Origin of the sequence: Novosphingobium sp. (genome assembly GCF_965229225.1) — a bacterium.
In the GTDB taxonomy this organism is placed as follows: Bacteria; Pseudomonadota; Alphaproteobacteria; order Sphingomonadales; family Sphingomonadaceae; genus Novosphingobium.
This window is the reverse complement of record NZ_OZ245867.1, coordinates 1,683,512-1,696,171: the sequence shown is the minus strand read 5'-3', so window position 1 is coordinate 1,696,171 and position 12,660 is coordinate 1,683,512. Positions and strand designations below refer to the sequence as shown.

12 protein-coding genes are annotated in these 12,660 nt (G+C 68.9%); 8 read left to right on the top strand and 4 right to left on the bottom strand.

All coding sequences use genetic code 11. The features are described from left to right. Positions 1–77: 77 nt before the first annotated feature. From ACO06X_RS07655 to ACO06X_RS07645, 3 genes are read left to right on the top strand one after another with little or no spacing between them, the layout of a single operon-like run. Positions 78–1,244: a GNAT family N-acetyltransferase gene (locus ACO06X_RS07655; protein ID WP_421839334.1), complete on the top strand. Its 1,167-nt coding sequence runs from the start codon at positions 78–80 to the stop codon at positions 1,242–1,244. Beyond that, a complete protein-coding gene (locus ACO06X_RS07650) occupies positions 1,241–2,089 on the top strand; it encodes a transcriptional regulator (RefSeq protein WP_421839333.1) in 849 nt (282 codons plus the stop codon). The genes ACO06X_RS07655 and ACO06X_RS07650 overlap by 4 nt, the downstream gene beginning before the upstream one ends. A gap of 49 nt (positions 2,090–2,138) precedes the next feature. Beyond that, complete coding sequence (locus tag ACO06X_RS07645; RefSeq protein WP_421839332.1) at positions 2,139–3,056, top strand: acyl-CoA thioesterase; 918 nt, start codon at positions 2,139–2,141, stop codon at positions 3,054–3,056. Between the two features lies 1 nt (position 3,057). On the opposite strand, the gene ACO06X_RS07640 is transcribed toward ACO06X_RS07645, so the two are convergent. From ACO06X_RS07640 to uvrC, 3 genes are all read right to left on the bottom strand, one after another. Further along, entirely contained in the window at positions 3,058–3,840 is a 783-nt protein-coding gene (locus tag ACO06X_RS07640) for a hypothetical protein (protein ID WP_421839331.1), read from the bottom strand. Beyond that, positions 3,837–5,012 (bottom strand): hypothetical protein, encoded by a 1,176-nt coding sequence (locus tag ACO06X_RS07635; RefSeq protein ID WP_421839330.1) that lies wholly within the window; start codon positions 5,010–5,012, stop codon positions 3,837–3,839. The genes ACO06X_RS07640 and ACO06X_RS07635 overlap by 4 nt, the downstream gene beginning before the upstream one ends. 186 nt (positions 5,013–5,198) lie before the next feature. After that, positions 5,199–7,178 (bottom strand): excinuclease ABC subunit UvrC, encoded by a 1,980-nt coding sequence (gene uvrC, locus ACO06X_RS07630; RefSeq protein WP_421839329.1) that lies wholly within the window; start codon positions 7,176–7,178, stop codon positions 5,199–5,201. Positions 7,179–7,322: 144 nt separating this feature from the next. Between uvrC and ACO06X_RS07625 the strand changes: the two genes are divergently transcribed. After that, positions 7,323–7,736 carry a PilZ domain-containing protein gene (locus ACO06X_RS07625; RefSeq protein ID WP_421839328.1) on the top strand — a complete coding sequence of 138 codons (414 nt, stop codon included), beginning with the start codon at positions 7,323–7,325 and terminating at the stop codon, positions 7,734–7,736. Here the strand turns inward: ACO06X_RS07625 and ACO06X_RS07620 are convergent, their stop codons facing one another. Then, positions 7,737–10,289 carry a TonB-dependent receptor gene (locus ACO06X_RS07620; protein WP_421839327.1) on the bottom strand — a complete coding sequence of 851 codons (2,553 nt, stop codon included), beginning with the start codon at positions 10,287–10,289 and terminating at the stop codon, positions 7,737–7,739. Positions 10,290–10,536: 247 nt separating this feature from the next. Between ACO06X_RS07620 and infA the strand changes: the two genes are divergently transcribed. From infA to ACO06X_RS07600, 4 genes are read left to right on the top strand one after another with little or no spacing between them, the layout of a single operon-like run. Further along, positions 10,537–10,782 carry a translation initiation factor IF-1 gene (infA, locus tag ACO06X_RS07615; RefSeq protein WP_292940983.1) on the top strand — a complete coding sequence of 82 codons (246 nt, stop codon included), beginning with the start codon at positions 10,537–10,539 and terminating at the stop codon, positions 10,780–10,782. A gap of 40 nt (positions 10,783–10,822) precedes the next feature. Next, positions 10,823–11,422: a Maf family protein gene (locus tag ACO06X_RS07610; RefSeq protein ID WP_421839326.1), complete on the top strand. Its 600-nt coding sequence runs from the start codon at positions 10,823–10,825 to the stop codon at positions 11,420–11,422. A gap of 1 nt (position 11,423) precedes the next feature. Beyond that, complete coding sequence (locus ACO06X_RS07605) at positions 11,424–12,437, top strand: ribonuclease E/G (protein ID WP_421839325.1); 1,014 nt, start codon at positions 11,424–11,426, stop codon at positions 12,435–12,437. Then, complete coding sequence (locus tag ACO06X_RS07600) at positions 12,434–12,604, top strand: DNA gyrase inhibitor YacG (RefSeq protein WP_421839324.1); 171 nt, start codon at positions 12,434–12,436, stop codon at positions 12,602–12,604. Before ACO06X_RS07605 ends, ACO06X_RS07600 begins: the two co-directional genes overlap by 4 nt. Positions 12,605–12,660 lie beyond the last annotated feature (56 nt).

Below are 12,660 nucleotides of genomic sequence, written 5' to 3'. Positions count from 1 at the left end.
AAATGTAACGGAATATGCCTGGACGTTAACCGCCTGTTCGGTCCGGACTGCTAGCCCTTGAGGCTGGAGACCCGATTTTGAACGACGCATCCTTTACCATACGGCCGGGGAAGGCACGCCCTCCCGGAGCGGGCGAGGCTGATGCCAGCTTTGCCGTGCTGCCGTGGCGCGCATGGGATTCGCCGGATGCCCGCGCGGGCTGGGATGCGCTGGCGGCGCGGGCAGGCACGCCCAACCCGTTTTTCGAGCCATGGTACCTGCTGCCGGGCCTTGCACGGTTCGATCCGCAGGAGCGCATCCACATCGCCGCGCTGATGCGGGGGGATGCCCCGCAGGCGCTGCTGCCCTTGCAGCGCGCGCGGCGCTATGGCCAGCACCCGCTGCCGCATCTGGCGGTGTGGCTCCATGCCAATGCCTTCCTTGGCGCGCCGCTGGTGGCGCAAGGGGCCGAGGAAGCGTTCTGGGAAGCGCTGCTTGACTGGGCGGACCGCAACGCCGGGCTGGCGGCCTTTCTCCACGCGGCCGCGCTGCCGCTGGAGACGGCGCTGGCCGAGGCGCTGCTGGCGGTGGGCGCGCGGCAGCGCCGGCAGATCGTGCTGGTTCACCGCGAAGAGCGCGCGATGCTGGCTTCACCGCTGGGGCCGTCTGCCTATCTGGAGCATGCGCTGCCGGGCAAGAAGCGCAAGGAATTGCGCCGCCAGCAGGCGCGGCTGGCGGAGCAGGGCACGCTTGCCGCCTTGCGCTGCGCCGATGGCGAAGGCATCGCGCTGTGGATCGAGGAGTTTCTTGCGCTGGAGGCGCGGGGCTGGAAGGGCAGCGCGGGCAGCGCGCTGGCCTGCGCGGGCGAGACGGCGGGGCTGTTTCGCGAGAGCATGACGGCGGCGGCGGAGCGCGGCTGCCTCGAGCGGCTGAGCCTTGAACTGGACGGCGAGCCGATCGCCATGCTGGCGACGCTGATCGCGCCGCCGGGGGCATTCTCCTACAAGACCGCGTTCGACGAGCGCTTTGCGCGCTTTTCGCCGGGCGTGCTGCTGCAGCTGGAAAATCTGGCGCTGCTGGAGCGCGCGGGCGTTCGCTGGGCCGATAGCTGCGCGGTGCCCGACCATCCGATGATCGATTCGCTATGGCGCGAACGCCGCGCGATCGGGCGCTTTTCCATCGCCATTGGCGGCCCGGCGCGGCGCGCGCTGTTTCGCCGCATCGTTTCCTTCGAACTGTCTCGCAATCCGCAGGGCCTGAAATGAGCTGTACCGTGTTCGAAGCAGAGGCGCGCGCCGCCTTTGCCGCTGCCTATCCTGAAGTGCCGCACCGCCTGCGGCATGAGCTGCGCGGCCATGCGCTGCTGACGTTGGATGCGCTGGCGGACCTGGCCGAGGCGCTGCCGGAGCAATCCCGCGAATACAACCGCGCCGACTTGCCGGTGGGGCTCAACGGCATCGTGCCGCCGGGCAATGGCCTTGGCATCGGCGAGACGATCCGGCGCATCAACGAAACGGGCAGCTGGGCCGCGCTCAAGAACATCGAGCAGGTTCCGGCCTACCGCGAGCTGCTGCTGGCGCTGCTGGAGGAGCTGCGCCCGGCGATCGAGGCGCGCACGGGGGCGATGCTGCGGCCGCAGGGCTTCGTGTTCATCACCAGCCCGAACGGGGTGACGCCGTATCACTTTGATCCGGAGCACAATATTCTGCTGCATCTGGCGGGCGTGAAGGCGATGACGCTGTTTCCGCAAGGGAACCCGAACTACGCGCCCGACGAGACGCATGAGGCCTACCACACCGGCGGGGGGCGGGAGCTTTACTGGCGGGATGAGCTGGATCGCGGCGGCACCGAATGGAAGCTGCGACCGGGCGAGGCGCTCTATGTGCCGGTGATGGCACCGCATTACGTGCGCAACGGACCGGCGAGCGCGATTTCGCTTTCGATCACGTGGCGTTCGGAATGGAGCTTTGCGGAAGCCGATGCGCGGGCATTCAACGCGGTGCTGCGACGCATGGGGCTTTCGCCGCGCGCGCCGGGGCGCTGGCCTGCGGACAACCGGGCCAAAGCAGCCGGCTGGCGCATGCTGCGGCGGCTGCCGGGGTTTGGCTGAAGGCAGCTTTCCGTTGACGCAAACGTCAGGTTGGGCAATGCCGCCCGCCATGAGCGAAACACCCGAAAGTTCCGATCCGGCTGATCTCGTCGCCGGCTTGCTGCGCCTGCTCGATGTTACGGATGGCGGAAATGACCACTTTGCCGGAGCGCGCAAGCCCGGCGGGGTGGGGCGCGTGTTTGGCGGGCAGGTGATCGGGCAGGCGCTGGCAAGTGCAGAGCGCACCGTGCCTGCGGACCGGCCTGTCCATTCGCTCCACGCCTATTTCCTGCGCAGCGGGAACGAGGATTATGGCATCGATTTCGAGGTGATGCGCGATCTCGATGGCGGGAGTTTCGCCAATCGGCGCGTGGTGGCGAGCCAGCAGGGACAGGATGGCAAAGTGAGGCCGATCCTGAGCATGGTCGCCTCGTTCCACAAGCGCGAGCCGGGGGTGGAGCACGCCGAGGACATGCCGGTGGTGGCCGAGCCCGAGAGCCTGCGCAGCGAGGCGGACTTGCGCGCAGAATATGCCGACAAGGTGCCCGAGCGGCAGCGCCACATGATGCTGCAACCGCGCCCGATCGAGCTGCGCCCGGTGGAATCGCGCCACTGGATGGGCGGCCCCCCGCGCGAGCCCTTGTCGCACACCTGGATGCGCGCGGTGGCGCCGCTGCCCGATGATCCCAAGATCCACCGCGCGGTGCTGGCCTATGCCAGCGACATGACACTGCTCGGCACCGCCACGTTGCCGCACGAGATCAGCTGGGCCAAGGGCAACATGATGGGCGCCAGCCTTGATCATGCGATCTGGTTTCACGACGATTTCCGCGCCGACGAATGGATGCTCTATGTGTGCGACAGCCCATGGGCAGGCCGCGCGCGCGGGTTCAACCGGGGGCGGATCTTCACGCGCGAGGGCAAGCTGATCGCCAATGTGGCGCAGGAAGGGCTGATCCGGCCGCTGACGAAGAAAAGCGAAGGCTGACCTATTTCTTGCCCGGCGGGCAGTTCACGATGGCTTCGAGCAGGGTGACCTGCACCAGCGACGTGGACACCATGGTGAGCAGGCGGTCGGTGTTGGTCTTGTCGGCCAGCGAGAGCACGATCGCATCGAAGGCCTTGCAGCGCTGCAGCGTGGTGATGCCGCCGCCATATTGATTGCCGATCATCGTCAGGTAGCGGTCATAGGGATCGGTGCGGCGCGAGATTTTCGCGGCGGGCTTCGCGGCAAGTGCGGGTGCGGCGGCGGGGCTGGGCGGTGCCTTGCGCGCTACGCCGGGGGCCGGTTTTGCCGCGATGGAGGTCGATGCCAGCGTGCGCTTGCCGGGTGCTGCCTTGCCGGGCGCTGCCTTGCCGGGGGCTGCCTTGCCGGCGGCCAGCTTGGCCGGGGCTGTCTTCACGGGTGCGGGCTTCGCCGGGGCGGCTGGTGCCGGGGGGCTGGCAGCCGCGACCAGCGGGGCGGCGCGGGGCGCGGGCTTGACGGGGAGGCTGCGCAGGAAGCTGGAGACGCGGTCGTTCGCTTCGGCAAACATGGTGCGGCGCGAACTGTTCATGCCGTCCAGATGATCGCTGATTGGCACGCTGACATGGCGGCAGCGCACCCCGACGCCCATCATCATCATCTGGAACTCGACAAGGCGGGCAGCCTGCACGGTGGCGGCATCGGGGCACACCGCAGCGGTTTCGGCAGCCTGCGCGGTGACCGGCGCGAGCACGAGCGCGAGGGCACCGACAAGCCCGGCACCGCGCGGAAAGCGCGCCGGAGTCACGGCTGCTTCGCGGCCTCGCACGCGCGGATCGGCACCGCCATGAGCGTATTGAACGCGCTGACCAGCGCCGATTGGGCGGTGAAGGCGGCCGCGGCGACCGGGCCATAGGCGCGGGCCTCGGCGGCGACCGCGTTCATCGGATTGATATCGCCGCTGAGCTGGTTGGTATCGTAGAGATCCTGAAGCTGATGCATGTAGGCGATCGTCGCATCGTTGTTGCGCTTCGACGCTTCGACGGCCGTGACATAGGTCTGATCGTGGAAGGCATTGCGCGCTTCGGCCGAGCAGAAGCTGGCGGGGAAAGCGAGAGGCGGGATTGCCGCGAGCTGCGGGCGTGACGGCAGAACGAAACCGGCAGGTAGCGGGCCGACCGCGATCGGGCGCGGATCCCCCGCCGGTGCAGCGCTGGCCGAGAGTGCTGCTGCATCGGGCACGGCAACCGGCGGTCCGGCAACTTCGACAAGGCGGGACGGAGCCGCGCCGGGAACCGCCAGCGGAGCGGCGGCGGGGGCGAGCAGGGCGGTGTCTGGCGCGGGGCCTCCTTCGGCCACCTCGACAATCGGGGCTGGCGAGGGCGCGCCGAGGCGCTGGCTATCTCCCAGCGCGCCGAGCAGACGGCGCAGCGCGGCGCTGTCGCTGCTTTCGGGTTCCGGATCGGCCGGCTCGGCGGCGGTGACATAGGGCGCGGATTCGGCTGCGGACCTGGTGGCCACGATGGGCGCGGATGGCGGCGCCGAGCGCGCGGCTTTTGCGGCGGCAAGCTGCTTCGGAGCGGGTGCCGGTGCCGGCGTTGGCGTTGGTGCCGGTGGTGCTGCCATCGCCGTCACGACTGGGGGCGCGGGCTGCGGTGTGGGCACGACCTGCGCGGGTGCAGGTACGGGTGCGGGGGCAGGGGCAGGGGCAGGGGCAGAGGCAGGGGCAGAGGCGGCGAGCGGGCGCAGTTTTACCAGCTTGACCCGCGCCACCGCAGCAAACGTGCCGTTCGGATACTGCGCGAGGTAAGCTTCGTAGAGCGCCGGATCGTTGCCGCTTTCGACCGACTGCCAGTAGGTCAGCTCGAACTGGGAGCCGACGCCGGTGGTGGCCTGGCCTTGCGCCGAGATTGGCGCGGCCAGCGGAAATGCAAGCGCGGCGAGCGCCACGACGAGCATCCGTGCCGGCGATTGCCGCACGGGCGCGCCTGCGCTGTATGATGCCCCTCTGTCCACCGTGCCCCTCGGATCGCCTGCCATCTGCCTGCGATAGGCAAATGTCACTATCACACGATAGTAAAGATTCGGAGTCGATATGGATTGATCTGGCCATGCGCCCCTTTCCTTATAGGGCAGGGGCAACACAGGTGCGCAGCGGAACCGCCTTCAGGCGCCCGGATGGTAGAAATCGTAGACTGCCTGCGCGACCGTGGCGCTTACCCCTGGCGCGCGCTGGAGATCTTCGAGGCTGGCAGCGCGGACCTTGCCGGCGGTGCCGAAGTGCAGCAGCAGCGCGCGCTTGCGGGCCGGGCCGATGCCGGGGACTTCATCAAGCGGGCTGGCGGTGATCGCGCGGCTGCGCTTGGCGCGGTGCGCGCCGATGGCGAAGCGGTGGACTTCATCGCGCAGGCGCTGGAGGTGGAACAGCACTGGCGAGTTCACGGGCAGCATCTTCTCGCGCCCGTCCATGAAGTGGAACACCTCGCGCCCCTCGCGCCCGTGGTGCGGGCCCTTGGCGATGCCGATGAGGGTGACATCCTCGATGCCCATGGCCTCCAGCGTCTCGCGCGCGGCGTTGAGCTGCCCCTTGCCGCCGTCGATGAGGACGAGATCGGGCCATGTGCCAGCCTCGCGGTCCGGGTCGTCGTCTTGCGCCTTGGCGAAGCGGCGCTGGAACACCTCGCGCATCATGCCGAAATCGTCGTTGGTCTGCGCGGTCTTGATGTTCCACTTGCGGTACTGGCCGGTGAGGAAGCCTTCCGGCCCCGCGACGATCATCGCGCCGAGCGCATGGGCGCCCTGCACGTGGGAGTTGTCGTAGACTTCGACGCGCTGGGGGGCTTCGCCGAGTTCGAGGAATTCGGCCATTTCGCGCCAGGTGCGGGCCTTCGTGCCGCTTTCGGCAAGGCGGCGTTCAAGCGCTTCGACCGCATTGCGCTGCGCCTGTTCCATCAGGCGGCGGCGGTCGCCGCGCTGGGGGACCGAGACTTCGACCTTGCCGCCCGCCGCGCCGTGGAGCGCTTCGGCGAGAAGGTCGGCTTCGGGCAACTCGCGGTCGACGAGGATCAGGCGCGGCGGGGGGACTTCCTCGTAGAACTGGGCGAGGAAGCTGGTCATGACCTCGTGCTCCTCCAGCCCTTCGGTGTGGCCGGGGAAGAAGGCGCGGTGGCCCCAGTTCTGGCCGCCGCGGATGAAGAACGCCTGGATGCTGATCTGGCCGCCCTTGCTTGCGATCGCGAACACGTCCGCATCGCCGACGCCTTCGGCGTTCACCGCCTGGCTGCCCTGGATGAAGGTGGCGGCGCGCAGGCGGTCGCGCAGCATGGCCGCGCGCTCATAATCCAGCGCTTCGGCGGCCGCGCTCATCTGCGTTTCGATTTCCTTCTGCACCGCGCCCGATTTGCCGCCGAGGAAGTCCTTCGCCTGCCGCACGAGCTCGGCGTAGTCCGCCTCGCTGATCCGGTCGACGCAGGGGGCCGAGCAGCGCTTGATCTGATAGAGCAGGCAGGGCCGATCGCGGCGCGACATGTAGCCATCGTTGCAGCTGCGCAGCAGGAACAGCTTCTGCACCGCGTTGATCGTGGTGTTGACCGAACCGGCGCTGGCGAAGGGGCCGTAGTAATTGCCCTTGGCGCGCCGCGCGCCGCGGTGCTTGCTGATGCGCGGGAAGGCGTGATCGGCGCGCAGGAGGATGAAGGGAAACGATTTGTCGTCGCGCAGCAGCACGTTGTAGGGCGGACGATAGCGCTTGATCAGCTGCGCTTCGAGCAGCAGCGCCTCGGCCTCCGAATTGGTCGTGACGATGGTCATCGAGCGCGTCTGGCTGACCATGCGCTTGAGGCGTTGGGGCAGGCGATCGACCTGGGTGTAGTTCGCCACGCGGTTCTTCAGCGCACGCGCCTTGCCGACATAGAGCACATCGCCGCGCGCATCGTGCATGCGGTAGACGCCGGGCTTGGGCTTCAAGGTGGCGACGACTTCGCGGATGGCGGCGACACCGCGTTCGATATCCGGCTGGTCCGAACCGCGCACGGTGTAGGTCGCCTTGTCCTCGTTGAACCGCTCCGAGGCCTGCGGCAGCAGGGGTTCCGGCACTTGCGGGCCGGAGTGATTTTCGGACGGGGAAGGGGGTGTGCGGCGCGCCATGGCGGGTTCGAGATAGTCGTTCGGGCGCGGCTTGGGGAGGGGCGGCGGGCAGATATCCCCGCGCAGAGACCTGCCATTAGGGGAATCCTGCTAGTCCCATCACGATGGTCGCTTAAAGAATTCGGGCGCAGACCTGCGCGCATCATGAATGCACGTTCCTGCCAACCGATCATACCGCTGCCCCGCCTCACCGGACGCCGTGCGATGCCACGGGTGCGGCTCTATATTCCGGCCAAGGTGCTGCTGCTTCAGGGACACAAGAACTGCCTGCTCGACGACCTTTCACAGTCTGGTGCGCGGGTGACGATTGCGGCCAAGCTGCCGATGCCCGGCGCGGGCGTGGTGCTGACGACGCAGGGACTTGAGGTGTTCGGCAGCGTGGTGTGGTCGCAGGGCGCGCGCTTCGGCATCGTGTTCGAGGAGCCGCTGCCGCTGCACGAGGTGGTGCGCGTGCGCCACTTGGCCGATGCGCGCGGCGATCACGAAAGGGCGCAAGCGCGGCGCCACGAGCGCGGTTTTCCGCGGGGACGGCCAGGGCTGCGCGTCCATTCCTCCTGATCAGAACTGCTTGCGCAATTCGATGCTGAACACGCGGCCCTCTGGATTGAGGTAGCCGCGCTGGTAGCGCAGCGGGGTGGCGCCGGTCTGGTCGGTGACGTTCTGGACCGCATCGAACAGGTTGTTGACCCCCAGCGCGATGCGCGTGCCTTTGAAGAACGGCGCGCGGCTGACAAGCTTTGGCATGCGGCCGAGATCGATGAAGCCGCGCAAGTTGAACGTGGCGAGATCGCCGAAATCGAGGCGTGATGCGCCCGGAACGCCCGCGCTACTCGCTTGGGCGCCAGCGACTTGCGTGCCGCTGGAGTATGTGCCTGAAATGCGCAGACCGAAGCCGCGATAGAAGCCGCCGCCTTCGAGCGTGGCGCTGCGCCGTGAAATGCCTGCGCCCGAAAGCGCATCGCCGTTCAGCAGATCGAGCACGCGCCCGCCGGGAACGATCCGCGCGGTCTCATCGAGTTCCTGCGTGTAGGCGAGGCTGAGGTTCCAGTGGCCGCGTCCGTCGCCGCCGAAGCCGCCGCGCCCTCCGCCTCCGCCGCCGCCTGCAGGGCGAGCGCCGCCGGGGCCGCCGCTGCCCGGTCGACGCGTGCCGGCAAAGGCACCGCGCCGCGCGTTGGGATCGGGTTTGCCGAAGGGGCCGCCGAAATTGAGGCTGGCGCGCAGGCGCGAACCGGTGGTTTCGGCAAATGTCACCGCGCGCTGATCCACGCTGACGATCCGCCCGGAGCTATCGCGCAAGACGCGGCCGGGGAAGGCGGCCTCGACATCGGGCGTGAGCAGCGGGAAGGCGTTGGTCGTACCCTGCGAGCGGTTGCGGAAGTATTCGACCAGCAGCGCGGATTCCTTGCCGATCGGCAGATCCCAGTTCGCCGAAAGTTTGATATCGCGCTGGCGCTCCTTGGTCAGCGCAGGATTGCCGCCGGTGATGACGGTGGCGAGCACGCTCTCCCCGCGCGTGAAATCGTAGAGCGCGACACCGGTGGTGACGGTGACCGGTGCGCCAAGATCAGCAAGGCCCGGTGCCTTTTCGCTGGCGATGTAGTTGGCGGCGAAGGTCAGCTTGGGCGTGGCGCCCCAGGTAAGGCCGGCGCCCCACGCGGTGAGCCCGCCGAAATCGGAGACGGTGTGCGCCTCGGCGTTCACGTTGAGCGAGATATCGCCCAGCTTGCCGCCGAAGCCTTCGCGGCGGCTGGTGATGGGCAGATCGAGGCTGAAACCGGCCTGCCCATCGCCGCGCTTGAGATTTGCGGGCGCTCCCAGCTGGCGCGAATCGGCAGAGCGGAGGCCGGAATAGGCGAACCCCGCCTTGAGCGTGAGCGCGGTCTGCCCGCCGGGCAGGCGCAGCGGGGAGCCGGTGACGGTGGCCAGCGTCGTCGCAGTATCCGATTTGCTGCGCGCAATGCCTTGCGGCGCGGGCAGCACCGCGTCTGCGGGGAGGGCGCCGAAGGGAGAAAACGCGCCCTGATCGACCATGGTCTGCAGCCCGGAGAGGTCTGCGCGCGCATCGATCGTGGTGGTGGTGGCGACATGGCTGCCGTCCGATGTCCAGGCAAGCTGCCACGCGCCGAGCGGCACGTTGAGCGTCGCCCCGGCTGAAACGGTATCGGACACGGTGCGACTGGCCAGCGGGGCGGGCAGCTGCGTGGTGCGCTGGGTGAGGCTGCCATCGGGCGCGGTGAGGACAATCGTGTTGAGCCCGTTGAGGCTGCGGTTGTCGTTGCGCTGGACAAGGCCGTTGAGGGTGATCGAAGCCCCGGTGCCGAGCGATTTCGCCCAGGTGCCATTGAGCACCGCGCTGCGTGCATCGGCCAGCAGCGTGCGGTAATCGCCCTGCTTCGGATCGGTGGAGACAGTCGCCGCGCCGCTGGCGGCGGGCTGGACGATGCCGCGCTCCGCCTCGGTCAGGGGCGAACGGCGCTCGAGCGTGCCGGTGAGGTTGATCCGGCTCGCCTTCTCGATGCGGGTGAGCGTCGCTTCCTCGCTGAGATCGCTGAAGCCGCCCGCGCCGGGAAGCTTGACCTCGGTCTCGCTGCCGAAACTGCGGAACTTGTCCTTGAGGATGAAGTTGACCACGCGCTGGTCGGGCCGGAACCCGTATTTGAGCGCGACTTCCTCGGGCAGGACTTCGACCCGGCGGATCGCCTCGGGCGGGATCGAACGGATCTCGCGGAAGCTGGCGATGCGCAGGCCATTGAGCAGGACCGAAGGCGTGCCGTCGCCGCGCCCCCGCCCGGTTCCCGTCTGCGGGGCGAGCGCGGTAAGCAGCGCTTGGAGCGAGCCTGCGCCATAGGCGGCGATATCGTCCTCGCTAAGCGTGATGATGGGCGGGACGGCGGTCTCCACCTCGCCGCGCACGCGGGTCGCGACAACGACGATGTCGCCGTCCGCATCGGTGGTGCCGGTTTCGGGGTCTGGCGCGGGTGCAGCGGCGGGTTGCTGCTCCTGCTCCTGCCCCTGTGCCTGCTGGGCCGGTGTGGCGGCGGGAGCGGCTGCGGCCGGAAGCGGTGTCAGCGCGAGCAGCGCCATGGCTGCGGCGCGATCTGGCAGTACCATCGGTCAGTATCCCGTTGTCGGCCCGGGCAATCCGGCCCGGCGCGAGGTTGCTGCCCCCCTCTGGCAGCTCGTAGGGCGGTGCACCTCTGGCCGACAATGACCCTTTCGTATCAATTTGTCGCAGCGCAGCATTTGCCTTCGCGCTTTTCTTTTTGTGCCGAGATCGCTATGCGCCGCGCGCGTGGGTGTTTTTACGCGCCCGCAATGCGTGCAACCTACACCCACGAAAAGGCAATCGACCCCGCCTATGGCGAAAGAAGAACTCCTCGAGATGCGCGGCCAGGTGGTCGAACTCCTGCCCAACGCGATGTTCCGCGTGAAGCTTGAGAACGAACACGAGATCCTTGGCCACACCGCCGGCAAGATGCGCAAGAACCGTATCCGCGTGCTGGTGGGCGACGAGGTTCTGGTCGAGCTGACGCCCTATGATCTGACCAAGGGCCGCATCACCTACCGCTTCATGCCCGGTCGTTCGGGGCCCGGCCAGTTCTAAGCAGCACGGCAATGATGGCTGCCATGACGGCTGCGGCTTGATGGCCGTGCCGTCGGCATCCGGGACTCGCGAGCTCGTGCTGGCTTCCGCCAGCCCGCGCCGCCGCGAATTGCTGGCCCGGCTCGGCATACCCGCGCCGCGCATCCTCGCCACCGATATCGACGAGACCCCGCTGCCCCGCGAACAGCCGCGCGCGCATGCGGTGCGCCTTGCGGCTGGCAAGGCGCGCGCGGCGGCGGCACTGGCGCCGGACGCGGTGATCCTTGCCGGTGACACCGTGGTCGGCGTGGGGCGCCGCATCCTGCCCAAGGCCGAGGACGAGGCAACGGCGCGCCGCTGTCTCGCGCTGCTATCCGGTCGCCGCCACCGCGTGTTTTCCGCGATCGCCGTGCTGACGCCCGATGGCACGCTGCGCGAGGCGCTGAGCGAGACGGTGGTGCGGTTCAAGCGGCTCGAGCCCGCCGAGATCGAGGCCTATATCGCCGGGGGCGAATGGCACGGGAAAGCCGGCGGCTATGCCATCCAGGGTAGTGCCGAGGGGTTTTGCGTCTGGCTCGCCGGGAGCCACTCGGGCGTGGTCGGCCTGCCGCTCTATGAAACGCGGCGGCTGCTGCGCGCGGCGGGGCTGACGATTGCCTGATATGCCAACGATTTCCGGGCCAGAATGGCTGATCGAGAGCGGCATCGGCGAGGAGCGGGCAATCCTTGTCGAGCAGGGTGAAATCATCGCCGCGCGGGTGGTGTGGGATGAGCCGTGGCGTGCGGGCGCAGTGGTGGAAGCGCGGCTCGGTGCGCGCATTCCCGGCACCCGCCGCGCCGTGGTGCGCCTGCCCGATGGCAGCGAGGCGCTGGGTGAGGGCTTCGATCCCAAGCTGACCGAGGGGCAGGCGGTGCGGGTGCGGGTGATGCGCTCCGCGATTGCCGAGAAGGGCCGCGCCAAGCTGCCGCAAGTTCGCCCCGCCGCAGCAGGGGATGCACCCGGGCCAGCACCCTCGCTGCTGGAAGAGCTTTCTGACGGCCCGCATCCGGTGCGCAGCGTGCCGATGCACGGGCGCGATTTTGCCGAGGCGGGCTGGGACGACCTCGTCGCCGAAGCGCTGACCGGCGAGGTGGCGTTTGCCGGGGGCAGCCTTGTGGTCAGCCCGACGCCCGCGATGACCGTGATCGATATCGACGGCCCGCCGCCGCTCCCCGCGCTGGCGCTGGCCGCCGTGCCCGCGATCGCCGCGGCGCTGCGGCGCTTCGACATTGGCGGGTCGGTGGGGATCGATTTTCCCTCGCTCGCCGAAAAGGCGCAGCGCCGCGCGGTGGACGAGGCGCTGGCCGAGACGCTCGCCGCCGCAGGCTGGCAGGGCGAGCGCACGGGGATGAACGGATTCGGCTTTGTCCAGCTCGTTTCGCGGCTGGAGCGGCCCTCGCTGATCGCCCGCTTTGCGCGCGCGCCCGCCGCCGCTGCCGCCCGCCGCCTGCTGCGCATGGCCGAGCGGGTGGCGGAGCCCGGCACGCTGCTTCTCACCGCCCACCCCGCCGTGCGCCGCGCGATGCGCAGCGAATGGGAAGCCGAACTCGCCCGCCGCACCGGCCGAAACATCCAGTGGCACGAGGACGCAGGGCTTGCGCCCGCCGCCACCTTCGCGCAGGCGATTGCAGCATGACCACACCCGCTGCGCCCATTCGCCGCTGCCCCATCTGCCGCAAGCCGCGCGTGACCGAATACGCGCCGTTCTGCTCGTCGCGCTGCCGCGACCGCGATCTCGTGAACTGGCTGGAGGAGGGCTATACCCTGCCCGGGCCGGTGGTGGACCCGGAAGGCGACATCTAGGCAGCCAGTTTTCGGCAACTGGGGGCTGGACAAGGGCCCAAGCCTTCGCCATAGGC